Below are 25,297 nucleotides of genomic sequence, written 5' to 3'. Positions count from 1 at the left end.
GATCAGGGGCGCTCGGCTGCGACGGCGCTGCCGATGGCCTGCGGAAGGTTCAGCGAGCTGCGGGAGGGCTGCTCCCGGGTCGCGGCGGGCGGCTGCTCGACCGGCTTGCCGGAACCGAGAGGGCGGGCAATGACCTCGGCGCCGGGACGCACCCTCTGTACGCCCAGCACGACGATGGTCTCGCCGGCGCTCAGCCCTTCCACCACTTCGGCCTTGCCGCCCTGGCGCTGGCCAAGCCTGATGACGCGGCGCTCCACCTTGCCGTCCTTCACTGGATAGACGATCTGGCGCAGGCCCTCGCTGACGATGGCCTCTTCGGGCACGACGACGGCATCGTCCTTGACCGTTACCTCGAGGGCCACGGAGAGGAACATGCCGGGCTTGAGGGCCTCGTCCGGATTGTCGAATTCGGCCGTCAGCCGGACTGTACGGGTGGTCTGGTCGACACGGGTATCGATGGTCGAGACCGTGCCCTTGAAGACCCGGCCCTTGTAGGCTGCCGAGGTGGCGTTCACTGTCTGACCGGGCTTGAGGCGGCCGAGGAGGTTCTCCGGCACGGCAAAGTCGAGTCGCACACGGGACAGGTCATCGAGGGAGGTGACGCGGGTGCCAGGCGAGATATAGGCCCCCAGCGAGACCGCGCGGGTTCCGACACGGCCCGCGAACGGCGCGCGGATCGTCAGGTCCTCGAGGCGGGCTTCGGCCGCCTTGCGCTGCGCCTGGGCGGAGGCGAGGGCCCCTTCCAGGGACTTCACCTGCGCGGTCAGGTCCTCGACCTGGGCGCCGGTGCCGGCGCCCGTCCGGTTCAGCGCCTGCGCGCGCTCGAGTTTAATCACGACCTCGTTGCGCAGCGCGACGGCGCGGTTGGCCTCGGCGACCGCCTGCTCTATCTCCGCCTTGCGCTCGGCGGCGTCGAGCTGGATGAGGGTGTCGCCGGCCTTGACCTTCTGGCCTTCCTCGAAGCCGATGTCGCTGATCACGCCTGCAATTTTCGCGGTCACCGTGATGGATTCGTAAGCACGCACGGTGCCGACGGACTCGCGGGTCTCGACGATCCTGCCCGTCTTCACGGTATCGACCTCGACCGTAGGCGGTCCCGAGAGACCGCCTCGTCCTCCGCCTCCCGAACGCGCCGTCGGTGCCCCCGCTTTCGCGAAATAGGAGCCGATCACGGGGGTTCTGGCGAGGTGGCCGCCTTGATAGGCATACCAGCCGCCATACCCCGCTGCCCCCAGCACGGCAATGACGGCGAGCTGACGTGACACACGCATGCTCGCTCCTTGAACGTTTTTATGTAGGAGTTCCTAGCACAATATATGCCAGTTTGAGCCAGCATACCGCAGGCCACACGAGATTTTGTATTACGATTTCGTAATCTGGCATGCTCCTCGAAAGGCCATCTTCGCCCCTCCCGCTTCGGGCCAGCGACGAAGCAAGCTTGACAATGTTCATGTTATGTTCTAGAGTTCAAGCGTATTTTGGAGTGCTGGACATTGTTTGATGCCTTTCTCACCTCTGCAAAGTCGGGAGCTGCCGGCGGCTCGCTCTGCCCTTGCGAGCGTTCAACCCGAATGTCCGATGCTGCGCGTCCGACGCGCTTTATCACGGTTCAATCCCGCCCAGCCTCGCATTGCGGCAGCCCGTCCGGATGGCGGTCGATGGCCGGATGGAGCAGCGAGGGAGGCTGCGGGCTTGAATCAGGTATCAGGGCCTTCTCGCGACGTCGCGCTTGCTGGAGGGCTCACCAAGGAAGATCTCAATATGAGCGTGCGGAACTTTGCGTCGACGAACTGCAAGGGGCGCATCAGGTCCGTCCTGCCGCACCAATTTCTTCACTCGAGTGTTCCCGATGGGATGCACGCGGCAAGGAGGTCGAAACGGACACCACCCTCTTGGCTGAGCTGATCGAAGGTCATTGGGGCGACGGTTGAGGTCAGGCAAGGTCCTGCGAAGGGCGTCGAGCGGCCGCCAGTCGATCAGGAACGGCGACAGGATACATCAGAAATGAATGCGGGACCTAAACACCTCCTCTGTGGCTATCCCATGTGCGACTGGGTCAAGACGACGGCTAAGGCATTGCCGATTGATGCAGTCGGCATGTGGCGGATCGTGCCTGGAGGACGCCACGGCTTCGGCCTCGCAGGGAAGCACTGACCGACGATGTCCGGCGCTGCATGGCCGGGCTGCACTCACCCGGGGCCGTGCCGGCGATCGGGGCGAAAGTCGCCGATTTGTCTTGACCGGAATATCACACTCCGTCATACCCGTCGGCGGGACACCTCTCCCCAACGAGGGGCGCCCATCTGTAAGGATGGAATGACATGACAGACCTGCCCAATGCGCGCCCGCGCGCGCCTTTCTTTTCGTCCGGCCCCTGCGCGAAGCGCCCCGGATGGTCTCTCCAAAATCTCAAGACCGACAGCCTCGGCCGCTCGCATCGGGCCAAGCTCGGCAAGGCGCGCCTGAAGCGCGCCATCGATCTCACCCGCGAGGTGCTGGAGGTCCCGGCGGATTACCGCATCGGCATCGTCCCGGCGTCCGATACCGGCGCGGTCGAGATGGCCCTGTGGTCGATACTCGGTGCTCGTCCGGTCGACATGCTGGCCTGGGAGAGCTTCGGCGAGGGCTGGGTCACGGACGTGGTCAAGCAGCTGAAGCTTGCGGATGCGCGCGTCATCACCGCGCCCTACGGCGAGCTTCCCGATCTCTCCGGGGTCGACACCAAGACACGCGACGTGGTCTTCACCTGGAACGGCACCACCTCCGGAGTGCGCGTTCCGAATGCGGACTGGATCGCGGCGGATCGCGAAGGCCTGACCATCTGCGACGCCACATCGGCGGCCTTCGCGCAGAAGCTCGATTTCGCCAAGCTCGATGTCGTCACCTTCTCCTGGCAGAAGGTGCTCGGCGGCGAGGCAGCCCACGGCATGCTCATCCTCTCGCCCCGCGCGGTCGAGCGGCTCGAGACCTACAAGCCCGCTTGGCCGCTGCCGAAGATCTTCCGCATGACCAAGGGCGGCAAGCTCATCGAGGGTATCTTCGAGGGTGAGACCATCAACACCCCGTCCATGCTCTGCGTGGAGGACTATATCGACGCGCTGGAATGGGCGCAAAGCGTCGGCGGCCTTAACGGGCTCCTCGCCAAGGCCGATGCCAATGCGAAAGTCATCCTCGACTGGGTTGCGAAGACCCCGTGGATCGCCAACCTCGCCAAGGTCCCGGCGACGGCGTCCAACACCAGCGTCTGCCTCGTGATCTCCGACCCGGACGTCGTCGCGAAAGGACCTGAGGCCGTGGCCCAGGTCGCCAAGGGCATTGCCGCCATCCTCGACAAGGAGGGCGTCGCCTTCGATATCGGCGCCTATCGCGATGCGCCTCCCGGTCTTCGCATCTGGTGCGGCGCGACGGTGGAAGCCTCCGACCTCCAGGCCCTGACGCCATGGCTCGACTGGGCTTTCGCGCAGGAAAAGGCGAAGCTCGCGAAAGCGGCGTGATCTCAATGCGTCATCCCGGATGCAGCAAGGCTGCAATCCGGGAGCGCCCGAACCAGCTCAACTCGTTTCAACGATTCCGGCAGGCGCTGCGCTTGGCCAGGACGACGTGATCGGTGCAATCCCATGCTCAAACCCCGCGTACTCATTTCCGACGCCCTTTCGCCCGCTGCCGTGCAGATCTTCAAGGATCGCGGCATCGACGTGGACTTCCAGCCGGATCTCGGCAAGGACAAGGACAAGCTCGCCGCCGTGATCGGCGAGTATGACGGCCTTGCGATCCGCTCCGCCACCAAGGTCACGGCCAAGATCCTCGAACAGGCGAAGAACCTGAAGGTAATCGGCCGCGCCGGCATCGGCGTCGACAATGTCGAGATCCCCGCCGCCACGGCGAAGGGCATCATCGTAATGAACACGCCCTTCGGCAATTCGATCACCACTGCCGAGCACGCCATCGCCATGATGTTCGCGCTTGCGCGCCAGATCCCGCAGGCCGATGCGTCGACTCAGGCCGGTAAGTGGGAGAAGAACCGCTTCATGGGCGTCGAGCTGACCGGCAAGGTGCTCGGCATCATTGGATGCGGCAACATCGGCTCCATCGTCGCCGAGCGCGGCATCGGCCTGCGCATGCGCGTGATCGCCTACGATCCTTTCCTGTCGCCGGAGCGTGCCGTCGAACTCGGCGTCGAGAAGGTGGAGCTCGACGAGCTCCTGCGCCGTGCCGACATCATCACGCTTCATGTGCCGATGACGGAGAAGACGAAGAACATCCTCTCGGCAGAGAACATCGCCAAGACGAAGAAGGGTGTCCGTATCATCAACTGCGCCCGCGGCGGCCTTGTCGACGAGACGGCCCTGCGCGCGGCGCTCGATTCCGGCCATGTGGCGGGCGCGGCCTTCGACGTGTTCACGGAGGAGCCGGCGACCGCCAATCCGCTCTTCGGCCATCCGAATGTGGTCTGCACGCCGCATCTGGGCGCAGCGACCACCGAGGCGCAGGAGAACGTTGCGCTCCAGGTGGCCGAGCAGATGTCAGACTACCTGCTCCAGGGCGCGATCCAGAACGCGGTGAACTTCCCCTCGATCACGGCGGAGGAAGCGCCGCGCCTGAAGCCGTTCGTGGCGTTGGCGGAGAAGCTCGGTTCGTTCCTCGGCCAGCTGACCGAAGCGCCGATCAAGGGCATCCGCATCGAGTATGAAGGCGACGTGGCGGAAATGAACACCCGCGCGCTCACCTCGGCTGCCGTCACCGGCGTGCTGCGTCCCTTCCTCCAGGATATCAACATGGTCTCGGCCCCCGTGGTCGCCCGCGAACGCGGCATCACGGTGGAGGAGGTCAAGCGCGAGACCGTGGCACGCGATTACGAGAGCTTCATCCGCATCGTGGTCGTCGCCGAGGATACCTCGCGCCATGCCGGCGGCACCGTGTTCCAGGACGGCAAGCCGCGCGTCACCGAGATTCGCGACATTGCGGTCGATGCCGAGTTCGCGCCGCACATGATCTATGTGCGCAACGACGACAAGCCAGGCTTCATCGGTCGCTTCGGCACCCTGCTCGGCGAATCCGGCGTCAATGTCGCGACCTTCGCCCTCGGCCGCGACAAGCCCGGCGGCGACGCCATCTGCTTCGTCTCGGTCGATCAGCCCGTGAGTGACGAACTCCTGCGCAAGATCGAGGAGATTCCGCAGGTGAAGCGCGCTCGCTCCGTGCGGTTCTGAACAACGTACCGTCATTCCGCGCTCGCGCCTTCGGCGTGAGCCCGGAATCCATGGCCACCGGACTTGATGGGAAGGCGCAGCGGCTGCCGCAATTGTCTCTGCCGAACCGTCGTGTTTATGGGTTCCGGGCCCAGCGCGGCGCGCTGTCCCGGAATGACGCGTGAGGGTATCACCTCCTGTCATTCCGGGGCCGCAAAAGCCGAGCCCGGAACCGATCATCTCCATCAGTTCAGGATAAGAGCAGCGACTGCCGCAATCGTCGGTTTTGAACCGTGAGCGGCCACGGATTTCCCGCTTCGCGTGGTCCTTCGGGTTGGGCCTGACCCAAAGAGGGCCGTCCCGGAATGACAATGCTCGTGCTTAAGCCCGTCGCTCCGCCAGCCAGATGCCGCCGAGCACCAGGACCAGGCCGAGGGCGTGATAATAGGCAAACGGCTCGCCGAGCAGGATGACGGCGAGCAGCGCGCCGAAGACCGGCACTAGGTTCACGAACAGGCCCGCCCGCGCGGGCCCGATCAGCTCGACACCGCGCATGAAGAAGATCTGGGCGACGAGCGAGGGCATCAGGCCGACATAGACCAGCACCAGCCACCCCTTGAAGGTCGGCCACTGCACTGTACCATGGGCGATCTCGAGGGCGAGGAGGGGCAGGGAGCTCAGAAGGGCCACGATGGCGAGAGCAGTGAAGAATACCAGTCCCGAAATCGCCGGGCGCCGCCGCAGGCCGAGGGTGTATCCCGCGTAGAAGACGCAGGCGATCAGCGTCCACACGTCGCCGATATTGAGGCCGAGCGTCCGCAGGATCTGAAGGTCCGCCTTGACCGAGACGATGACTACGCCCGCCATGGTCACGATCATGCCGAGGATCTGCAGGGCCCGGATCCTCGCGCCGAAGACGACCACCGTGCCGAGAAGCACGAGAACCGGGATCGCGCCCTGGAAGATCGTTAGATTGACGGCGGTAGTGTAATGGGCGGCGCCATAGAACAGGGCGTTGAAGGCCGTGAATCCAAACGTGCCCATGACTACGATGAAGAGCCAGCTTCGCCGGAGCATGGACCATTCGGCGACGAGCTTCGAACCAAGCAGGGGCACCAGGACGCAGACCACTACCACCCAGCGCAGGCAGGTCAGGGCCATGGGCGAAATCTCACCGACCGCCAGCCGTCCGGCGATGGCGTTGCCGCCCCAGAATAGGGCGGTGGCGGCGAGCAGGAGATAGGCCTGTCCGAAGGTTCCCCGCCAGAGGGAATGCAGGATTTTCATGGCACCAGGACCTCGAGCGCTTGCCGCCGCACGCCGTTCGGGTAAACCGGCGCCAAAGGGAGGCTTGAACAGGTCATGGCCTTAAGATTTCTGGTCGTCGAGGGCAATACGCAGGGTGCAAGGCAGGCCCATCGGGAAACCTTTGGACTCATGCCCTCGGAATCCTATGCTGCCGTTCTGCAGGAGATCGAGCCGGGTGCCATCTGCGACCTGGCCTTTCCTGCCGACGAGGGCGCCAATCTTCCCGACCCCGCTGGTCTCGAATCCTATGACGGCATCGTGCTGACGGGCTCCCATCTCAGCATTTACGACCGCACCCCTGACATTCTGCGCCAGATCGATCTCATGCGGTCGATCTACGCCTCCGGCACGCCGAGCTTCGGGTCCTGCTGGGGGCTCCAGGTCGCGGCTGTTGCGGCGGAGGGCGACGTCCGGCGCAATCCCTCCGGCCGTGAGGTCGGCTTCGCACGGCGGCTGATGCGGACCGGGGCCGGAGGCGCGCATCCTCTGCTCGAGGGGAGACCGGCGGCATATGATGCGCCCGCGATCCACCTCGACATGGTCACGACACCGCCGAGCGGCTGCACGATCCTGGCCTCCAATGCGGTCTCCGTCGTTCAGGCCGCCGAGATCACGGTGAACGACGGCACCTTCTGGGGTGTGCAGTACCACCCCGAGTTCAGCCTCGGAGAACTGGCCGTTATCCTGGGGCGACGCACCCGGATTCTGATCGACGAAGGCTTCTGCCGGACGGAGGCGGATGTGCTCGCCTACGTGACGGACCTCGAGGACCTGCACGCGGACCCCAAGCGATTCGATCTCGCATGGCGGCATGGCCTCGATGCCGAAATCCTCGATCCCGAGCGGCGCACCCGGGAAATCCGCAATTTCATCGAGCACCGGATCAAGCCGGGGAAGAGCGCCCGCGGGCGGGCCTGAGAGCGGCCGGCAGACCTTGCCGCAGGGTGAGGATGAATGAGGCGGCGTATTCCATCTTGACCTCGCGCGCCCGATCCACCATGAGAGTTTGCAAGGTTTTTCCACCCCAAACCCTGGCCTTGCGCCAGGGTTTTTTCATGTGAGGCTTTAAGCGATGGCGAACGTGGTTGTCGTGGGCGCCCAGTGGGGCGACGAGGGCAAGGGCAAGATCGTCGATTGGCTGTCCGAACAGGCCGACGTCGTCGTGCGGTTCCAGGGCGGTCACAATGCCGGCCATACCCTCGTGATCGGCGACAAGGTCTACAAGCTTTCGCTCCTGCCTTCCGGCGTCGTGCGTCCCAACAAGCTCTCCGTCATCGGCAACGGCGTCGTGCTCGACCCGCATGCCCTCGCCGCCGAGGTGGAACGCTTGGCGGAGCAAGGAGTCGCGATCACCCGAGAGAACCTTCGCATCGCGGAGAACGCCACGCTGATCCTCTCCATCCACCGCGAGCTCGACGCCCTGCGCGAGAGCGGCAGTGCGGGCACCAAGATCGGGACGACCAAGCGCGGCATCGGTCCGGCCTACGAGGACAAGGCCGGCCGTCGGGCCATCCGCCTCATGGACCTTGCTGATCTCGGCTCCCTGCCGGAGAAGATCGACCGCCTGCTCGCCCATCATAACGCGCTGCGCCGCGGTTTCGGCCTTCCCGAATTCGAGGCCAAGGCGATCTATGACGAGCTCTCCTCGGTCGCCGCCAAGGTTCTTCCCTACATGGATGCCGTCTGGCGCCTTCTCGACGAGGAGCGCCGGGCCGGCAAGCGCATTCTGTTCGAAGGCGCCCAGGGGGCGCTGCTCGATGTGGACCATGGAACGTATCCCTTCGTCACCTCGTCGAATACCGTGGCGGGGCAGGCCGCCACCGGCTCGGGTCTCGGACCGGGTGCGGTCGGCTACGTCCTTGGCATCGCCAAGGCCTATACGACCCGCGTCGGCGAGGGGCCGTTCCCGACCGAGCTTTTCGACGCGACCGGAGAGCTGATCGGCCAGAAGGGCAAGGAATTCGGCGTCGTCACGGGCCGCAAGCGCCGCTGTGGATGGTTCGACGCGACCCTGGTGCGTCAGACCGTGCAGACCTCGGGCATCGACGGCATCGCGCTCACCAAGCTCGACATTCTCGACGGTTTCGACACGATCAAGATCGGCGTCGGCTATCGTCTCGATGGCGAGACCATCGACTATTTCCCTGCGAGCCAGGGCGCGCAGGCGCGGGTCGAGCCGGTCTACGAGGAAATGGAAGGCTGGAGCGGATCGACCGCTGGAGCACGATCCTGGGCGGATCTGCCGGCGCAGGCGATCAAGTATGTTCGCCGCGTCGAGGAATTGATCGGAGCGCCGGTGGCTGTGCTGTCCACCTCGCCGGAGCGCGACGACACAATCCTCATGAAGAACCCCTTTGAGGGTTGACGGCGGGCGCGCTCCGGGCCATTCCGAAGGGCAAATGGCAGATTATTACCCACTGATTGCCCGAGCCGTCGAAGGCTTATCCGACCAGACGCCCGAAATGCGGCGCGCCGTTTACGAGCGCGCGCGCTCCGCCCTCGTGACCCAGCTGCGTTCCCTCGATCCGCCCCTGTCGGAGGCGGATATCCAGAAGGAAAGCCGCTCCCTCGATGACGCTATCGTCCGCGTGGAAGCCGACTTTTCCTCCAAGGACTTCGATTTCGGGCTCAAGGCTCCGGCTACGACGATCCCCGACGAGGCCCCGCGTCGGCCCGAGCCCCAGCCCGTCGTGCCGCTGTCGGCTCCCGCGGCTTTTCCGCAGGAAGACGCATCCGAGGAATTGGACGCTGGGCCGGACACCGCCGCGCGGCCGCGGGTTGAAAGCCGCCCTCATCCCGCCATGCAGAGCAACAAGCGGGGGCGAACGATCGTTCTCGGCGCCGGCCTCGCCCTGGTCATCGCCGCGATCGCGGGGGCTGCCTTCCTGTGGCGGGACAAGCCTGAAGACCTGACGCCCCAGGTGCCGGTCGCGGAGGGAACGTCGCCGCCGGCCCCAGCGGAGGCGGGCAAAAACAACGATCGCGTCGGCGCTCCGTCTGCGCCCGCTCCCGCGCCCTCGCAGGCTCGCCAGGAGATCGGCGTCGCGCAGCGTGCCGTCCTCTATGAGGAAGACCCTACCACTCCCCAGACTCCCAAGGCGCAGACGGGCCGCGTCGTCTGGCGCCTGGAGGATATCAATCCCGGCCAGGGGCAGCCGCTGCAGCGGGCTGTCACGGCCAATATCGACATCCCGGATGCCGGCCTGACCATGAAGATGGTGCTGCGCCGCAATCTCGATGCGACGCTCCCCGCGTCCCATACGGTCGAGATCTCCTTCACCACCCGCGCCGGAGACAGCGGGCGCGTGATCAGGGACGTGGGCTTGCTGCAGTTCAAGGACGAGGAAGCCGCCCGCGGAACCCCGGTTGCCGGCCTGCCGGTGCCGGTGCGCGAAAATCTCTTCCTGATCGGCCTGTCGAACCTGTCCGGCGATGTGGAGCGCAATACGGAGCTGTTCGTCCGCCGCAACTGGATCGACCTGCCGGTCCGCATGGCGTCGGGACAGCGGGCCATTCTCAGCTTCGAGAAGGGCTCTTCCGGCGCACAGATCATCAACAGCGCCTTCAGCCAATGGCAATAAAAAAGCCGCGGTGACCGCGGCTTTCCCTCAGGCGGGGGGCGTCAATGCGCCTCTTCCGCCGTCTCGATCTTGGCCAGGTTCTTCTTGACCGCCTCCTGAACCTTCTCGAAGGCGCGCACCTCGATCTGCCGGACGCGCTCGCGGGAGACACCGAATTCGGTCGAAAGCTCTTCGAGCGTGATCGGATCGTCGGAGAGGCGCCTTGCCTCGAAAATGCGGCGCTCGCGCGGGTTCAGGACGGACAGGGCACTGCGCAGGGCCGAAAGGCGGTTCTGCCCTTCTTCCTCCTGCACGAGCATCTGCTCCTGGCTTTCTCCGCTGTCCACGAGCCAGTCCTGCCATTCGCCTTCGCCTTCCTCCCGCAGGGGCGCGTTGAGCGAGGCGTCGCCGCCGAGGCGGCGGTTCATCTCCACCACGTCCTGCTCATTCACGCCGAGCTGGGTGGCGATCTGCTTCACCTGGTCGGGGCGCAGGTCGCCTTCGTCGAGAGCCGAAATGCGGCCCTTGGCCTTGCGCAGGTTGAAGAACAGCTTCTTCTGGTTCGCTGTGGTTCCCATCTTCACGAGGGACCAGGAACGCAGGATGTATTCTTGAATCGCGGCTTTGATCCACCACATGGCATATGTGGCGAGGCGAAAGCCTTTCTCGGGCTCGAACCGCTTGACGGCCTGCATCAGGCCGACATTCCCTTCCGACACGACCTCGCTGATCGGCAGGCCGTAGCCGCGATAGCCCATGGCGATCTTCGCCACGAGACGCAGGTGGGATGTGACGAGCTTGTGAGCGGCTTCGCGATCGCCATGCTCCCGCCAGCTTTTGGCAAGCATGTATTCCTCATGCGGCTCGAGCATGGGGAACCGACGAATTTCGTCGAGATAGCGCGAAAGGCCCCCTTCATTGGCAAGCACTGGAAGCGCTGCAGCCATATCGATCTCCTCTCTTGGCCCCCTCTTGAGATGAGGCAAGCCTGAGGCGGCCCCCATCGGTGGCCGGCCGCCACATTCTATATAAACGGTCGAACCTTGTCAGAACAGAGGCGTCAGGCTTCAGGACGGAACAACGCGCGGAATCCGCAAGGGTGCCGGCTTGGCAGATTTTTGCGACGCATTGCCGCTCGTCCGTCATCCACGCAGGGCTGTGAGAAGCGCCTCCATGTCGGCCGGAAGCGGGCTCTCGAAGCGAAGGAACTCGCCGGTTCGGGGATGCTCGAAGCCGAGGACGGCCGCGTGGAGGGCCTGCCGTCCCAGGGCATGCAGGACGGCCTGCTGCGGCGCCGACAGGCGGTTGGCCTTGGTCTTGAAGCCCGAACCATAGAGGGAATCGCCCAGGAGCGGATGGCCGAGATGGGCCATGTGCACCCGGATCTGGTGGGTTCGCCCCGTCTCGAGGATGCAGCGCACGAGGCTTGCCACCGGAGCGGAGGCGGGCAGGGGCTCGAGCAACTCGAAATGTGTGATGGCGGAGCGCCCGCGCTCGTCGGAGACGACGGCAATTTTCTCGCGATTGTGAACACTGCGCGCCAGCGCCGCCTCCACCGTTCCGTGCTGCCGGGACGGAACGCCCCAGACGATGGCGAGGTAGGCGCGTTCCAGCAGGCCCGTACGGCCGTGATCGGCGAACTGCGCAGCGAGACCCTGATGGGCCCTGTCGTTCTTGGCGACGACGAGGAGGCCCGACGTATCCTTGTCGAGACGGTGAACGATGCCCGGCCGCTTGACGCCGCCGATGCCGGAGAGGCTGTCGCCGCAATGGGCGATGAGCGCGTTGACCAGTGTCCCCGATTCATGGCCCGCCGCCGGGTGGACCACCAGTCCGGCCGGCTTGTCGATGACGATCAGATCGTCGTCCTCGTAGACGATGGCCAGCGCCATCGTCTCGCCCTGGGGCTCGGGCGCGACCGGCGCCGGAACCAGGAGGCTGATCCGGGCTCCGCCGGCAACCTTGCGACTCGGGTCGAGGGCCGGCACGCCATCGATGTCCACCTGTCCATCGCGGATGAGCGCCTGCAGACGACTCCGCGACAACTCGCCGGCAAGCCGCGCCAGCACCCGGTCGAGCCGCTCTGCGGGGGCTTCGGCCTCCAGGATCCATTCTTTCTGCGTTTCGCCGCTCACTGCATCCTCATCGACGTGGCCTTTTCGCATTTTTCCAGCAAAAGGACTTGAAGGGTTTCCCTGAGGTCGTTATACGAGCGGCCTTCACCTTGCTAGCTCCCTTCGTCTAGCGGTCTAGGACGTCGCCCTCTCACGGCGAAAACAGGGGTTCGAGTCCCCTAGGGAGCGCCAAAGGTTTCAGCAAGCCAGCGCGTTTATGACTTACAGGTCCTGGCTCCGGGCCCGACTCGAAGTCGGCATTCAGGATGCGGCTTGGGTCGATGGCACCACGGCGGTCAAAGTCGAGCCGGTTGCTTCCCGATAACCCGGCATGTCGCCACGAAGCTGCTTTGTCGCCGCCTCCGACATGTCCTGCGAGTGACACTCGGCTCATGGATCGAACGGAGCGTCCGCCTCTCCGGTTTCGTACAGACGACGCCGCTCCACCGTCGGGGCGAGGCCCACAATCGTCATAATGATCTGGAAACGTAGGCATTGGGGCCTAACGCGCCGCTGCCGATCCGGCGGTCGTCGCAGCATGTCGATGCCTGGGAGCCCTCCATGGATCGCCGAACTTTCCTCCGAATGCTCGTGGCCGTTGGCGCAACGACGCCGCTCCGGTGGAACCCTGCACGAGCAGCAGATCCTGTTACAGCAGCGAAAAACGTGGTGCTGGTACATGGGCTGTTCGCTGACGGCTCGTGCTGGGCGGAGGTGATTCCGCGCTTACAGGCGGCAGGACTCGACGTCACATCCGTCCAAAACCCTCTGACGACGCTCGACGAGGCTGTTGGGGCGACTCAGCGCGTGCTCGCACGACAGGTGGGACCAACCGTATTGGTGGGACATTCCTTCGCCGGCATGATCGTCACAGAAGCAGGTGTCGATCCAAAGATTTCGGCGCTCGTCTACGTCGCTGCGCGGGCGCCAGATGCTGGCGAGGACTACGCAGCCCTGGCGATGCAGTATCCGACGCCTCCCGCGACGGCAGGCATCGTGTATGACGGCGATGAGGGTCGGCTCAACGAGGCGGCGTTCCTGCACGACTTCGCGGGGGACCTGCCCGAGCAGCGGGCGAAGGTGCTCTACGCCGTGCAGGAGCCGTTTCACAAGGCCTTGGTGACTGGCCGGACGAAGCAGGCGGCATGGCGATCGAAACCGAGCTTTTATGCCGTCTCGACCGAGGACCGGACGATCAATCCGGACCTGCAGCGCTTCATGGCGAAGCGGATGGGCGCGGAGACGATCGAAGTGAAGGCAAGCCATCTCTCGCTCATCTCGCAGCCCGACATCATCGCTTCGTTGATCCTGAAGGCGGCAGGCCGCCAGTGACATCCGCGACGTCTTCGAGCCCTTGTGTGCAGAAGCTGCCTCAAAGACCTTAGCCATGCGCCCGACGAATGGTCCGGCGCTTGAGGTGACCCTCGGCCTTCGCATGTCATGGGCCTCGCATTGCGCGGCTGCATGAGGGCAGCAGCCTTCGGTCCGTCGATGGGACATGGCCGACATCGGCACGTGCTGAGACGCGGATCACCCTGCGCTCGGCGGGTGTTCGGCCGCACATTCACGTCCATCCGCCAACACTACGTTGGTTCTCGACCATCGCCAGCGATGGGAGAGGTCCTATGGCCCATTCCGTTTCTCTTGTATCCTCCGAAGGTCGTGCTCCGTCGCTCACGACGGCGCTCGTGAGATTTGTCGTTGCATTTCCGCTGATGACGGCGGCAATGGTCTGCTTGAGCGTCCTGGCCGGATAGCGTTGCTCCGTCGGGACGAAGCGCCGCAGAGGTGCTCGATGTGTGGAAACGTCACCTCACTGCTTGCCTGCCACAGGCTGCACCACGGGCTGGCGACCTCATGCCATGCGGGGTTCCATCGCCTCTGGTCCTCGAGGCCGAGAGGCCCGGCAGGGGACCATGGTGAAACTCCCTCAGCACGCTCGCCGCGGCCCCATGCCGGGATGGCGCCTGATTCCCTCGGAAACACCGGAATAGCTGAGCTTCTACGATCGGACATGACGCGCATGGCCCCCCCGGCCGTGCGCCAGGCAAGAGCAAGCCGTTGCCGCATGCAGCCGTGACAGCACAGGGCGGCGTCCATCGTTTGGGCAGGCCGCTCATCCGTTCCTCGAATTCGGGAAGCTTGCTCATGACGACCCAACGCACCCGGCACGTCCACCTTTCTCCAAGAAAAACCCTCCTTTCTGCGGCTGCCGTCGTCGCGACGCTTGCGGGCGGCACTGCGCTCGCCTGCCCCCTCGGCAGCCACGACAGCCCGAGAGTGCGGCTGCTCCATGCCCTGCAAAAAGGACAGCATGGCCCAGGTCACAGGGCGACAATGGCGCAACTGCAGTCCCAGATCGATACCCAGGCCAGGCCGGCGCGAACGGAACTTGGAACCTATGCCCGCGACCTGCCGCGCGGAGCGGCGGCGCCGAGATCCAAGACGAGGCCCATTCTCCGAAACGATCTGGGCGCTCTTTCATGGCCCATCGCTGACACCGACAATCCCGAGGCTCGCGCCTATTTCGACCAGGGCTACCGCCTCGGCTGGGGCTTCAATCACGCGGAGGCCGCCCGCGCCTTCCGGGCCAGCCAGGAAATCGACCCGAACTGCACCATGTGTCTGTGGGGCGAAGCCTGGGTTCTCGGCCCGCACATCAACTATCCCATGGAGCCGGATGCGAACGCGCGGGCTTTGGCGGTGCTCGATCAGGCGCGGCGATTGACGCAGGGCGCGGGCGAGATGCAGGCGGCGCTGGTCGAGGCTCTGTCGCAACGGCATTCGCAGGATCCGAACGCCGACCGCAAGGCGTTGGACCAAGCCTACGCGGATGCCATGGAAGCCGTGCAGGCCCGCTTCCCTCAAGATCCCCATGTGGCGCTGCTGACGGCGGATGCGCTCATGAATCTCAGCCCTTGGGACTACTGGGCGGATGGCGGAAAGACGCCGAAAGGCCAGACGGAGCGCATGGTCGCTCTCATCGAGGCCGTTCTCGGAACGCGGCCGCTCGGGCCGTTGCAGGCCAAGCCCGATCATCCGGGCGCCATCCATCTCTACATCCATGCAGTCGAGGCCTCTGATCATCCGGAACGGGCAGCCCCCCATGCCGCCCGGCTCGAAGCCTTGATGCCCGGTGCAGGGCATCTTGTGCATATGCCGAGCCATATCTGGTACCGGTTGGGCCGCTGGCGTGACAGCCTCGACGCAAATGTGCGTGCAGTGGCAGCAGACGAGTCGATGCTGGGGCAGGGTGGCGCAAGCCTTCTGTACTCGGAGGGATACTATGCCCACAACGTCCATTTCGTCATGGTCTCGGCTCTCATGGGAGGCGATGGCGGCACGGCGGTGGACGGCGCCCAGAAACTTGCCGGCATCGTGTCCGACCGCACCAAGCGCGATGTTCCGTGGACCCAGCCCATCGCAGCGGCACCCTTCAATGCCCATGCACTCTTTGCGGCGCCGGACGAAGTGCTGGCGCTCAAGGCGCCCGAAGGCGATTTCCCATTCGTGCAGGCCGCATGGCATTACGCTCGCGGCGTGGCGCTGGCCCGTCTCGGGCGAGCCGACGATGCAAGGGCGGAAGTGGCCGCCATCGATCGCCTGGGCCAGACGCCGGACATCGCGGCCCTGTCCGATGCCGGTGTGCCGGGAGCCGACATCCTCACGATCTCGACGCGCGTGATCGAGGCGCGCATTGCGCAACATGCAGGCGACCATGCCATGGCTGCCGCGCTGTTCAGCGAGGCAGCTGAGATCCAGGACCGTCTGCCCTACATGGAGCCGCCCTTCTGGTACTATCCGGTGCACCAGTCGCTCGGCGCGGCGCTGATCGCCCAGGGAAAGCCGAAGGAGGCGGAGGCGGCCTTCCGCGCCGCTCTGCAGCGATCGCCCAACAGCGGATGGGCGGCTGCCGGGTTGCTCCGTGCTGCCGAGGCTCAGGGCGATGCCACGGCTGCCGACGAGGCGCGTAGGCTCCTGCAGAAGAACTGGTACGGAAAGGACATGCCGACCCTCGAGCAACTTTGAGGGGCGCGGGGAGCCCACCGGGCGGAGCGGGTCTCGAGCCCGTTCCACGAGCGATTCCGTCGTGGCCTCACTGCGACGGTTTCGCGTCCGAAGATCTGCCGTGTGGAACCTAGACCCCATCTCCCGGTTCACCCGAGCGCCCTTACTCGAGACGCCGCCTGAAAGGAATGTTCGCGCGCATTCTCCGTGGCGTCGCTTGACGGAGATCCATATGCGGAAGGTCCTCATAATTGCAGCCGGACTGGCTCTCCTTGGAACGCCCGCGCTGAGCCAAACCTCGTCTCGAGATCGCGACGATGACTCACGCGGACGTTGGAGTGATGGTTACGACAGGTGGGATCGGTACGGAGATCATATGAGCAGACGTGCCATGCATGATGATCGTGACGATGACGGCCCGGGTCGCAATGCGCGATTCTTTGTGCGCAGTGGCGATACGCAGCTTCGCGTCGTGTGCGGCGATCGGGAATCGACGCAAGCCTGCGTGGATTCCGCCCTGCGGATGTTCGACCGGGTGCAATCGCAGCCCCGCGCTCCGGGATCATCGTCATCTTCAGCGCCTTCCGCGCCGACGTCCCAGTGACCCGCACACGCTGAAGGACAAGGAGCGAGCATCGGACAGGCTCCGAAAGAAGAATCCTCTTTTGGGGCCTGTACTGTCAGTCTTCGCAGACGCGGTAACGCCGGACGACGACATCGCCGAATCGGTTTCGTTCACGCCGATGCTCATAGTAGCAGTCGCGTTCGCGCCAGCGGGGACCGCGCTCCCAATCCCGCCCTCTGTCCCAGCCACGATCTCCATCCTGCCAGTCGCGCCCGTCCCAATCCCTGTCCATGCGGGGTTGTGCGGAAACGCTTCCGGCCAGCGTTCCGGTGAAAAGACATCCCGCCAAGACAAGGGACAAGCGTTTGACCTTGTTCATAGGCTCTCTCCGATGTGGCGTTGAAGACCGACGCCAACGCATGCCGGACGGTCTCCGTTCCTGCCCGGCGCTAAGAAGACCGGCGACGGGATCGACTGAGGCAGTGAAGGTCGCGGGGCATGCGTGAGACTGTCCTGCAGCGGCAGTGCGTCAGGCGCGAGGTGGCATGGCGCGGCCGCTGCGTTGCAGATCCATGCTGCAACCCGACGAAGGGAAGGATGGGCAACTGAACGGATCAGTCGCCTTCCTTGTTATGCGGAGAGGGAACTTCTGCCCGTCATGCCTCGACGGGAGGCGCAAGGCCGAGATCGTTGAGCTTGGCCAGGACATCGGCGAGCGAACGTTTCAGCTTCAGGCTGATGACGGAAACGGGCATGCCTTCCTTGGCGAGGGATACGAGCGTGCAGGAATCTTCGAGTGTCCAACTGCGTTCGTTTGCGTTCATGTCGTCTCCTCCGATCCTGTGGAATGGAGAAGGTTAGGCTGAACTGTGGCAAGAGGATGAACGCCGCCTGGAGCGGAACTTGCTCAGGCGTTCAGACCTTGTCCAGGGCCTGGGCGAGGTCCGCGAGAAGGTCGTCGCGATGCTCGAGTCCGACGGACAGGCGCACCAACCCCTCCGTGATGCCCATCTCCGCCCTGAGTTCGGGGGTGAAACGCTGATGCGTGGTCGTCGCCGGATGGGTGACGAGGCTCTTCGCATCGCCGAGATTGTTGGAAATGCGGATCAGCTTGAGCGCATTCATGAAGCGGAACGCGCCCGCCTTGCCGCCCGTCACGTCGAGGGCGATCATTGTCGAGCCGCCGCTCATCTGGCGTTTGATCAGCTCGGCCTGGGGATGGTCGGGACGGCCGGGATAGGTCAGGCGCCGGACCTTGCCGTGATCGTGAAGGGCATCGGCGAGAAAGCCCGCAACCTGCGTCTGGCGCTCGACCCGCAGCGGCAGTGTCTCCAAGCCCTTCAACAGAACCCAGGCATTGAACGGCGAGATCGACGGGCCGGTCATGCGCAGGAACTGCAGGACCTTCGTCTCGATGAACTCGGCCGAGCCGAGGATGACCCCGCCCAGGCATCGGCCCTGCCCGTCGATGTGCTTGGTGGCGGAGTAGACGACGCAATCGGCGCCCAGTGCCAGCGGCTTCTGAAACAGGGGCGTGGCAAAGACATTGTCGACGGTCAGCGTCGCGCCGGCCTCGTGGGCGATGGCGGCGACGCCGGCGATATCGATGATCTCCAGGCTGGGATTGGAGGGTGTCTCCAGCAGGAAGGCTTTGGTTTCCGGCCGCACGGCCCTGCGCCAGGCATCGAGGTCGGGCCCGTCGACAAGGGTGCAGCCGACGCCGAAGCGGGGCAGGAGGTCTTCGACGATCCAGCGGCAGGACCCGAAGAGGGCGCGGGCCGCCACCACGTGGTCGCCGGCCGCGACCTGGCCCATCACCGCCGCCGTGACCGCCGCCATGCCGGTTGCCGTCGCCTGGGCCGCTTCTGCGCCTTCCAGAGCGGCCATCCGCTCCTCGAACACGGTCGTGGTCGGATTGGAGTAGCGCGTATAGCTGTAGCCCTGCTCCTCATTGCGGAAGCGCCGCTCGGCGGTCTCGGCGTCCTCATAGATGAAGCCCTGGGTCAGGAAGAGGGCCTCCGAGGTCTCTCCATAGGGCGTTCGATGCTGGCCCTCGTGGACGAGGCGGGTCTCAAGGTGACAGGCGGAGGGATCTGGATCGGTCATCGCTCAAAGTTCAGGATTGTTCTCTAAAAAGAACAATCGTCTCTCGAAACGAATTTGTCCAGTGTCATCTCCGTCGCGGGAACCTGGATTTGGAGTGGTCTCTCCTTCTCACGACCCTGTTGCGAGACCAAGCCGCTCGCCCCGATAGATCCCTGAACGCACCCGCTCCCACCATTCGCGATTGGAGAGATACCATTCCACTGTCTTGCGGAGCCCGCTTTCAAAGGTTTCCACCGGGCGCCAGCCGAGATCGCGCTCGATTTTCGCAGCGTCGATGGCATAGCGCAGGTCGTGGCCGGGCCGGTCGCTCACGAAGCTGATCAGCGCCTCGCGCGGGCCGATGGATTTGCTCGGCGACAGTTCATCGACCAGGGCGCAGATCCCGCGCACCACATCGATGTTGCGGCGCTCGTTGTGGCCGCCAATGGCATAGGTCGAGCCGGGCGCGGCTCTCTCGGCGGCCAGGATCAGGGCTCGGGCGTGGTCGTCCACGAACAGCCAGTCGCGGATGTTCTCGCCTTTGCCGTATACCGGCAGGGGCTTGCCCTCGAGGGCATTGAGGATGATCAGCGGGATCAGCTTCTCGGGGAAATGATAGGGCCCGTAATTGTTGGAGCAGTTGGTCACCAGAGTCGGCAGGCCATAGGTATGGTGCCAGGCCCGCACGAGATGGTCGGATGCCGCCTTCGAGGCGGAGTAGGGCGACGTCGGCTGATAAGGATAGTCCTCGTGAAAGAAGCCGTCCTCGCCCAGCGAACCGAAGACCTCGTCGGTCGAGATGTGGTGGAAGCGAAAGCCCGCCTGCCGCGCGCCGGGCAGCCCGCGCCAGTAGTCGAGGGCCGCCTGGAGCAGGGCATAGGTCCCGACGATGTTGGTCTGGATGAAGTCGCCCGGACCGTCGATGGAGCGGTCCACATGGCTCTCGGCGGCGAGATGCATGATCACATCGGGCTGGAAGGCTTCGATGATGGTGCGCAGCCGCTCCGCGTCGGCGATATCGGCCTTCTCGAACCGGTAGCGCGGGTTGTTGGCGACGGGCTTCAGGGAATCCAGGTTGCCCGCATAGGTCAGCTTGTCGACCACGAGCACGTCGTGCGGCGTCTCCCGGATGAGGGTGCGGACGACTGCGGAGCCGATGAAGCCCGCCCCCCCTGTCACTAAAAAGCGCTTCATGGTGTCCCTTCGATGGATGTCGCATTCATGGTCGATGACAGAAACCGTGTACCACGGGCCCTCAGTTGTTGCCGATGGCAACGCCCTCGCGTCGGCTGTCCGCGCCTCCGACCAGGCCTGCCGGCGTCGAGACGATGGCATGGATGCCCGAATTCTGGTCGATGAGCTTGACCTCGTGACCTTTGGCCTCGAGGCCGGCTTTCCAGCCTTCCGCTTCGGTTCCCGCTTCGAGCTCCGTCGGACCGTTGCGGCTGCCCACATTGGGGAGGTCGGCGGCGACCTGGGGATCGAGCTGCCAGTCCAGCAGCGCGACAAGGGCCTTCGCGACGTAATTGATGATCAGGCTTCCGCCGGGAGACCCGACTACGGCATAGAGCTTGTCGTCCTTGTCGAACACCATGGTCGGCGCCATGGAACTGCGGGGGCGCTTTCCCGCCTCGACCCGGTTTGCGACAGGCTTGCCGTCCTCGACCGTGGCGAAGGAGAAGTCGGTCAGTTCGTTGTTGAGCAGGAAGCCGCTCTTCGTCATCAGGCGTGAACCGAAACCGTCCTCGATGGTCGTTGTCATGGACACGGCGTTGCCATCCCGGTCGACGATCGACATGTGGCTTGTGCCGAATTCGATGCCCTCGGATGGCCCCCAGAGAAAGGTTTTCCGGAAGGGAGGTTCACCCGGCTTGGCCTTGCCCATGGATTTGTTCTCGTCGATCAGGGCCGCGCGGCTCCTGAGGTAGCCCGGGTCGACGAGACCCTTCACCGGCACTGTCACAAAGGCGGGATCGGCGACGTAGAGAGCCCGGTCCGCAAAGGCGAGGCGGCCCGCCTCGGCAATCCAGTGCACCGCCTCGGGACCGGGCTTCAGGGACGCCATATCCCGGGTCTCGAGGATTCCCAGGATCTGCTGGACGGCGATTGCGCCGGAGCTTGGCGGTCCCATGCCGCAGATCTTGTAGGCCCGGTACCGGCCGCAGACCGCCTCCCGCTCGACGACCTTGTAGGCCTTCAGATCGTCAAGGGTCATATCGCCCGGATTGGTTGGGTGAGCCGTCACGGTCGCCACGATGTCCTCGGCGACTTCACCCGTGTAGAGCGCATCCGCACCCTTGTCGGCAACGAGGCGGAGAGTCTTGGCAAAGGCCGGGTTCTTGAGAACCGTTCCGACCGCCTTCGGCTTGCCGTCGGCATCATAGAAATAGGCGCGGGCCACCGGGTCGTTCTGAAGGTACTTTTCCTGGGAGAGAAGGCCGTTCAGGCGTGGGGAAATGGAAAATCCATCCTCCGCCAGCCGGATCGCAGGGTCGATCACCTGCTGCCATGGCAGCTTGCCCCAGCGCCCGTGGGCGGTCTCCAGCAGCCGCAGGGTCCCGGGAACCCCGACCGAGCGTCCACCGACCACCGCATCGTAGAATTTCATCGGCTTGCCGTCAGGACCGAGGAAGCGCTCGGGCTTCGCCGCCGCAGGCGCGGTCTCGCGCCCATCGAGGGTGGTTACCGTCTTCCCGTCCCAGAAGACCATGAAGGCACCGCCGCCAATCCCCGAACTCTGCGGTTCGACGAGATTGAGCACAAGCTGGACGGCGATCGCTGCGTCGACGGCGCTGCCGCCTGCGGCCAGGATCTCCCGCCCCGCCTGCGCGGCCAGCGGATTCGCCGCAGCCACCATGTCCTTGGTCGCCGTCGCGATCGACTTTGCGGCTCGCCCGGTCGGAGCCTCGGGGGACGGAGCCAGGGGCTGGGCGAAGGAGGGCGTCATCATCGGCCCCAGCGCCATGAGACCGAGCGCTGCGAGGCTGTGCCATCTGGATGCGTGTGCCGTCATCTGTAGTACTCCCTCTGACGCCCTTCGTCCCCGGCAGGGACCGAGCTAGACTGCAAGCCTAACAAATGACGACCTATCGCCGCCACTCCCAATCGCCACTCCTGCCGCCCCTGCCCGGGCGCAACAAAGACACATTCCCGCCCAGGTGTCCCAGCATGGTTCTCATACGTAAGTATGACGATTCGAGCCGAAGAAACGCTGAGGAGGATCGGCATGTACGCTTACAACCTGTTTCGGAATACCGGACCCGACGGACTGTCCTGCGCCGTGCCTGAGGAGCGCTCCGTGCCGCGCTTCCTGATCGCGCCGCAATGGGAATTCGCGGGAAAGGTCGAGCCTCGTCGCCAGAGACCCCTTGGCTTCGATGACAAGGCCGCGGCGACAGGTGTCCGTTTCAACGGATTCTACCTTTTCGCGAGCTTTCAGAAGGGTGCGCGAGGCGCGCAGAGGCCGTCCTGAGCGGCAAGGATGCGGCAATGGCGCGGCGCGTCGAAACTTCCCGTAAACACATGGCGGCATACGATAAGGACTCTTGATCTCTTCGGAGCGCTGGAGTCTTCTAGCGGGTATCCCGCGCCTTCGCGCCTTCATCGCGGCCGCTTTTCATTGTGAACTCCTCCCTTTCCCTCATCTGGACGATAACGGCTGCGACCACATTGCTGCAGACCGGAAACGGACTGCTCCAGGCTTTGATGCCACTGCGGATGCAGGCGGCGGGCCTGTCCGTTTCCTCCATCGGAATCGTGGCGGCTGCCTATGGCCTCGGCTTTTCGTCGGGCTGCTTTCTCGCGCCCGCCTTCATTCGCCATGTCGGCTATATCCGCGCCTTCGCGAGTCTCGCCGCAATCGCCACCGTCGTCATCCTGGCCATGACGCAGGCCAACACCACGCTCGCCTGGGTCATGCTCAGGGGTTTGACCGGCGTGACCTTTGCCTGCGTGTTTACGGCGACGGACGGCTGGATCAGCGCCCGCGCGACCTCAAGCCACCGTGGACGCATCCTGTCGATCTACATGATCTGCACGAAGATTGCCCTGATGCTGTCGCCGCTGGGAATCGCCCTCGGCGATATTCGCTCCGATGGGCTTTTCATGGTGGTGAGCGCGTTGATGTCGCTGTCGCTTATTCCCATTGCGGCGACGACCACCCAGGAACCGCCGGCACCGAGCAGCGTCCGCATTCGGGTCAAGAGTCTGTTCTCCGCAGCCCCGTCCGCTGTGGTCGGCTCGTTCATCGTAGGATTGGTCAATGGACCCGTCATCGCCATTACGCCCGTCTTCGGCACCAGTATCGGCTTGAACCAGGGCAAGGCGGCTGCCCTGCTTTTCGCATTGCAGGCCGGGAGCCTTCTGCTGCAATGGCCCCTGGGTTGGCTGTCGGACCGCTTCGACCGCCGCTATGTGATCGCCGGCCTGGCAGCCGGTACCAGCGTCGTCTCGGTGGTCATCCTGCTTGCAAGCATGAACGGAGCCGGGAGCTTGATCCTCTGGGCGTTTGCGGCTTGGGGCGGCTTCGCGCTGTGCATCTATTCCGTCTGCGTCGCCCATGCCTGCGACATCATCGAACCCGAGCACATCGTCTCCACCATCGGAACGCTTCTGTTTTCCTGGGCCGTAGGCGTGACGATCGGTCCGCTCTTCGGAGCGATGGCGATGGCCTCTCTCGGCCCAGGGGGATTGTTCATCTATTCCGCCGCCGTTTGCCTGGTCCTGACGGTTTTCGTCATCGTGCGCATCCGCCAGCAGAAGCGCGAGCCCGCCATGGGAGGCTTCGTCGACGTGACTCCGACGAGTTCCCCGACCGCCGTCATGGCGCCGCGCGGCGATACGGCCGAGACCGCAGAACAGCCGGTCTCCGACGAGGCGCCGACATCTCCATAGCGACGGCGCCTCTCCCGATCCGGAATCGAACCGGATCAGAGATCGAATTCGGAACTCGCGACCGTCGTCGACACGTCTTCATATCGGTTGAGACGCTTGTCGATCATCTCGTCGATCTTGTCGTAGACCTCCGCGACCGATAGCTGCCGCGTCTTGCGTCCCGACTTCACGAAGAACAGGGAGCGATTGGCCTTGGCAGCGGCTGGGAAGACACGCGTGGCGCTCTGTTTCGGCTTGTCGTCAAGCAGTGTGATGAACTTGCTGGCACTGTCTACGCCGAAGAAGTGCGACAGATAGAATTCCGACCGCGTGATCGTGCGTCCGAGCTTGCTCTCGATCTTGGCGCGGTCGCGCTTGAGCATCTCCGCTGCCATCAACGCCGACACATAGGGGTTGCGGCGAAGGCCCAGGATATGCTCGCGCATGGCTTCTGTCGGCACGGTCAGCTGGCCGTCCACCATCTGGATCGCCTGAGCCTCCGCATTGAAGCCATATCTGGCCCCGAAGGCGCGGACGACCTCCAGCCACGTATTCGTCACGAACTGGAACAGCCCTTCGGCCGAGGAGGTCGACGCCTTGTTCGCCGGCAGGAAGCTCGATTCCTTGTCAGCCAGGGCCATCATGTAAACCGGATCGACTCCGGTTTCTTCGGAAGCGCGGAGGATCGTATCGACGATCCAGCGCGGGACGCGCATGGTGTCGAACGTGACATGATCCAGGGCACTGACCGCATTCTGCTCCATGTCGTTCCGGATTGTCGCCTCCGGGGCCGGGGACAAAGGCATGGAGGAAATGATCCGCGCCCTCGCGTCGCGCGTATCGGCGGGCTCTGCCGGAACGATGGATGCCAGTGGATCTGCATCCTGAGAGGGAGTCGCTCGGGACGCGGTTACGCCTGACAGATCGGCCCGTGTGGTGTCGAGGGGCGCGATGCGAATGGCGCCAGTGTTCTCCACATCGCCAAGATTGATCGAAGCAACAGGTGGAAGCGTCACCTTTGGCTCCGGGGCCGAGAGCGTGTCCTTCCCGGCAGCGGCAGCCGGCGCGATGGCAGCCGAAGCGGTCGCAACGGTCAGGCAGGCCCCGAGGCCAAGGCTCGAGGTAAGGCGAAGAAGAGAGCGAAGCAGCGGGGGCCTGTCCCCCTTTTGTGCTGTGCCGCGTGGGGTGAGCCAGTGGACCGGCCCATCGGAATCGCAAAAGCCGAGTGGCTGGCAAGCGTCATGAGACGCTGTCAGGTCGACAGTCATGCAGGAAGCCCCCAAAGAAATACCGCGTCGCCGTAAGGCGGGTTTGCGGTTGTTTATGATTGGAACGCGCTCTTCGTGACCTCCTGATATGTCAAGAATAGGTCAGCTTGACCTTGCCGGTTCCAATATATTTCCCCCTGCGACCGGAGGTCGCCCTTTGAATGGAGAGGGAATCCGTAATTCTTTAGTTATCGTTACTTTTTCTAAAGGTAAGCGGCATTTTGCTTCGCAATACCAGTGGGGGCAGAAATCCGCTGTAAGCGCTTGTGCATCCGGCGTCTGGTTCCTGCGAGGCTGCTCAGCCCGCGAAGGACTTTCTAGCCAGCGA

The 25,297-nt window shown here is 64.4% G+C and carries 19 protein-coding genes and 1 tRNA gene; 10 read left to right on the top strand and 10 right to left on the bottom strand.

Annotated features, from left to right (window positions below; genetic code table 11):
- Positions 1-2: 2 nt before the first annotated feature.
- Positions 3-1,271 carry an efflux RND transporter periplasmic adaptor subunit gene (locus AC522E_RS16720; protein WP_500747376.1) on the bottom strand — a complete coding sequence of 423 codons (1,269 nt, stop codon included), beginning with the start codon at positions 1,269-1,271 and terminating at the stop codon, positions 3-5.
- A gap of 1,050 nt (positions 1,272-2,321) precedes the next feature.
- Between AC522E_RS16720 and AC522E_RS16715 the strand changes: the two genes are divergently transcribed.
- On the top strand, positions 2,322-3,494 hold the full coding sequence (locus AC522E_RS16715; RefSeq protein WP_500747375.1) for a phosphoserine transaminase: 1,173 nt from the start codon (positions 2,322-2,324) through the stop codon (positions 3,492-3,494).
- Between the two features lie 123 nt (positions 3,495-3,617).
- On the top strand, positions 3,618-5,210 hold the full coding sequence (gene serA, locus AC522E_RS16710; RefSeq protein ID WP_500747374.1) for a phosphoglycerate dehydrogenase: 1,593 nt from the start codon (positions 3,618-3,620) through the stop codon (positions 5,208-5,210).
- A gap of 360 nt (positions 5,211-5,570) precedes the next feature.
- On the opposite strand, the gene AC522E_RS16705 is transcribed toward serA, so the two are convergent.
- Positions 5,571-6,476 carry a DMT family transporter gene (locus AC522E_RS16705; protein ID WP_500747373.1) on the bottom strand — a complete coding sequence of 302 codons (906 nt, stop codon included), beginning with the start codon at positions 6,474-6,476 and terminating at the stop codon, positions 5,571-5,573.
- Positions 6,477-6,551: 75 nt separating this feature from the next.
- Between AC522E_RS16705 and AC522E_RS16700 the strand changes: the two genes are divergently transcribed.
- The 3 genes from AC522E_RS16700 (at position 6,552) to AC522E_RS16690 (ending at position 10,078) form a co-directional block, all read left to right on the top strand.
- On the top strand, positions 6,552-7,415 hold the full coding sequence (locus AC522E_RS16700) for a type 1 glutamine amidotransferase (RefSeq protein ID WP_500747372.1): 864 nt from the start codon (positions 6,552-6,554) through the stop codon (positions 7,413-7,415).
- Positions 7,416-7,569: 154 nt separating this feature from the next.
- On the top strand, positions 7,570-8,862 hold the full coding sequence (locus AC522E_RS16695) for an adenylosuccinate synthase (RefSeq protein WP_500747371.1): 1,293 nt from the start codon (positions 7,570-7,572) through the stop codon (positions 8,860-8,862).
- Between the two features lie 34 nt (positions 8,863-8,896).
- Positions 8,897-10,078: a histidine kinase gene (locus AC522E_RS16690; protein WP_500747370.1), complete on the top strand. Its 1,182-nt coding sequence runs from the start codon at positions 8,897-8,899 to the stop codon at positions 10,076-10,078.
- A gap of 41 nt (positions 10,079-10,119) precedes the next feature.
- Here the strand turns inward: AC522E_RS16690 and rpoH are convergent, their stop codons facing one another.
- Together rpoH and AC522E_RS16680 are read right to left on the bottom strand one after the other, a co-directional pair.
- Positions 10,120-11,004, bottom strand: coding sequence for an RNA polymerase sigma factor RpoH (gene rpoH / locus AC522E_RS16685; protein ID WP_500747369.1), 885 nt, complete (start codon positions 11,002-11,004; stop codon positions 10,120-10,122).
- Between the two features lie 195 nt (positions 11,005-11,199).
- Positions 11,200-12,222, bottom strand: coding sequence for an RluA family pseudouridine synthase (locus tag AC522E_RS16680; protein WP_500747368.1), 1,023 nt, complete (start codon positions 12,220-12,222; stop codon positions 11,200-11,202).
- Positions 12,223-12,287: 65 nt separating this feature from the next.
- Between AC522E_RS16680 and AC522E_RS16675 the strand changes: the two genes are divergently transcribed.
- The 3 genes from AC522E_RS16675 to AC522E_RS16665 all read left to right on the top strand — a co-directional run bounded on the left by AC522E_RS16675 (position 12,288) and on the right by AC522E_RS16665 (position 16,200).
- Positions 12,288-12,363, top strand: a tRNA-Glu gene (locus AC522E_RS16675).
- Between the two features lie 369 nt (positions 12,364-12,732).
- Entirely contained in the window at positions 12,733-13,503 is a 771-nt protein-coding gene (locus tag AC522E_RS16670) for an alpha/beta fold hydrolase (RefSeq protein WP_500747367.1), read from the top strand.
- An 816-nt stretch (positions 13,504-14,319) separates the two neighbouring features.
- Positions 14,320-16,200 (top strand): hypothetical protein, encoded by a 1,881-nt coding sequence (locus AC522E_RS16665; RefSeq protein WP_500747366.1) that lies wholly within the window; start codon positions 14,320-14,322, stop codon positions 16,198-16,200.
- A 659-nt stretch (positions 16,201-16,859) separates the two neighbouring features.
- Here AC522E_RS16665 and AC522E_RS16660 read toward each other — a convergent pair.
- From AC522E_RS16660 to ggt, 5 genes are all read right to left on the bottom strand, one after another.
- A complete protein-coding gene (locus tag AC522E_RS16660; protein ID WP_500747365.1) occupies positions 16,860-17,123 on the bottom strand; it encodes a hypothetical protein in 264 nt (87 codons plus the stop codon).
- Between the two features lie 277 nt (positions 17,124-17,400).
- Positions 17,401-17,568 carry a hypothetical protein gene (locus tag AC522E_RS16655; protein WP_500747364.1) on the bottom strand — a complete coding sequence of 56 codons (168 nt, stop codon included), beginning with the start codon at positions 17,566-17,568 and terminating at the stop codon, positions 17,401-17,403.
- A gap of 91 nt (positions 17,569-17,659) precedes the next feature.
- Positions 17,660-18,850: an O-succinylhomoserine sulfhydrylase gene (gene metZ, locus AC522E_RS16650; RefSeq protein ID WP_500747363.1), complete on the bottom strand. Its 1,191-nt coding sequence runs from the start codon at positions 18,848-18,850 to the stop codon at positions 17,660-17,662.
- 108 nt (positions 18,851-18,958) lie between these two features.
- Positions 18,959-20,023, bottom strand: coding sequence for a dTDP-glucose 4,6-dehydratase (gene rfbB, locus AC522E_RS16645; RefSeq protein WP_500747362.1), 1,065 nt, complete (start codon positions 20,021-20,023; stop codon positions 18,959-18,961).
- A 61-nt stretch (positions 20,024-20,084) separates the two neighbouring features.
- Entirely contained in the window at positions 20,085-21,842 is a 1,758-nt protein-coding gene (gene ggt / locus AC522E_RS16640) for a gamma-glutamyltransferase (RefSeq protein ID WP_500747361.1), read from the bottom strand.
- 213 nt (positions 21,843-22,055) lie between these two features.
- Here ggt and AC522E_RS16635 point away from each other — a divergent pair, with 213 nt between their 5' ends.
- On the top strand, positions 22,056-22,301 hold the full coding sequence (locus tag AC522E_RS16635; RefSeq protein ID WP_500747360.1) for a hypothetical protein: 246 nt from the start codon (positions 22,056-22,058) through the stop codon (positions 22,299-22,301).
- A gap of 149 nt (positions 22,302-22,450) precedes the next feature.
- The gene (locus AC522E_RS16630) at positions 22,451-23,722 is read left to right on the top strand and encodes an MFS transporter (protein ID WP_500747359.1); all 1,272 of its coding nucleotides are present in this window, start codon (positions 22,451-22,453) and stop codon (positions 23,720-23,722) included.
- A gap of 35 nt (positions 23,723-23,757) precedes the next feature.
- Here the strand turns inward: AC522E_RS16630 and AC522E_RS16625 are convergent, their stop codons facing one another.
- Positions 23,758-24,717: a transglycosylase SLT domain-containing protein gene (locus tag AC522E_RS16625; RefSeq protein WP_500747358.1), complete on the bottom strand. Its 960-nt coding sequence runs from the start codon at positions 24,715-24,717 to the stop codon at positions 23,758-23,760.
- Positions 24,718-25,297 lie beyond the last annotated feature (580 nt).

This window comes from Microvirga sp. BF8, assembly GCF_059888585.1.
The sequence above is the reverse complement of the archived record's forward strand: the minus strand, read 5'-3'. Positions and strand labels throughout refer to the sequence as shown.

Coding starts and splice junctions, on each gene's coding strand:
- AC522E_RS16720 (WP_500747376.1), bottom strand. CDS start 1,271: ATGCGTGTGTCACGTCAGCTCGCCGTCATTGCCGTGCTGGGGGCAGCG.
- AC522E_RS16715 (WP_500747375.1), top strand. CDS start 2,322: ATGACAGACCTGCCCAATGCGCGCCCGCGCGCGCCTTTCTTTTCGTCC.
- serA (WP_500747374.1), top strand. CDS start 3,618: ATGCTCAAACCCCGCGTACTCATTTCCGACGCCCTTTCGCCCGCTGCC.
- AC522E_RS16705 (WP_500747373.1), bottom strand. CDS start 6,476: ATGAAAATCCTGCATTCCCTCTGGCGGGGAACCTTCGGACAGGCCTAT.
- AC522E_RS16700 (WP_500747372.1), top strand. CDS start 6,552: ATGGCCTTAAGATTTCTGGTCGTCGAGGGCAATACGCAGGGTGCAAGG.
- AC522E_RS16695 (WP_500747371.1), top strand. CDS start 7,570: ATGGCGAACGTGGTTGTCGTGGGCGCCCAGTGGGGCGACGAGGGCAAG.
- AC522E_RS16690 (WP_500747370.1), top strand. CDS start 8,897: ATGGCAGATTATTACCCACTGATTGCCCGAGCCGTCGAAGGCTTATCC.
- rpoH (WP_500747369.1), bottom strand. CDS start 11,004: ATGGCTGCAGCGCTTCCAGTGCTTGCCAATGAAGGGGGCCTTTCGCGC.
- AC522E_RS16680 (WP_500747368.1), bottom strand. CDS start 12,222: ATGCGAAAAGGCCACGTCGATGAGGATGCAGTGAGCGGCGAAACGCAG.
- AC522E_RS16670 (WP_500747367.1), top strand. CDS start 12,733: ATGGATCGCCGAACTTTCCTCCGAATGCTCGTGGCCGTTGGCGCAACG.
- AC522E_RS16665 (WP_500747366.1), top strand. CDS start 14,320: ATGACGACCCAACGCACCCGGCACGTCCACCTTTCTCCAAGAAAAACC.
- AC522E_RS16660 (WP_500747365.1), bottom strand. CDS start 17,123: ATGAACAAGGTCAAACGCTTGTCCCTTGTCTTGGCGGGATGTCTTTTC.
- AC522E_RS16655 (WP_500747364.1), bottom strand. CDS start 17,568: ATGAACGCAAACGAACGCAGTTGGACACTCGAAGATTCCTGCACGCTC.
- metZ (WP_500747363.1), bottom strand. CDS start 18,850: ATGACCGATCCAGATCCCTCCGCCTGTCACCTTGAGACCCGCCTCGTC.
- rfbB (WP_500747362.1), bottom strand. CDS start 20,023: ATGAAGCGCTTTTTAGTGACAGGGGGGGCGGGCTTCATCGGCTCCGCA.
- ggt (WP_500747361.1), bottom strand. CDS start 21,842: ATGACGGCACACGCATCCAGATGGCACAGCCTCGCAGCGCTCGGTCTC.
- AC522E_RS16635 (WP_500747360.1), top strand. CDS start 22,056: ATGTACGCTTACAACCTGTTTCGGAATACCGGACCCGACGGACTGTCC.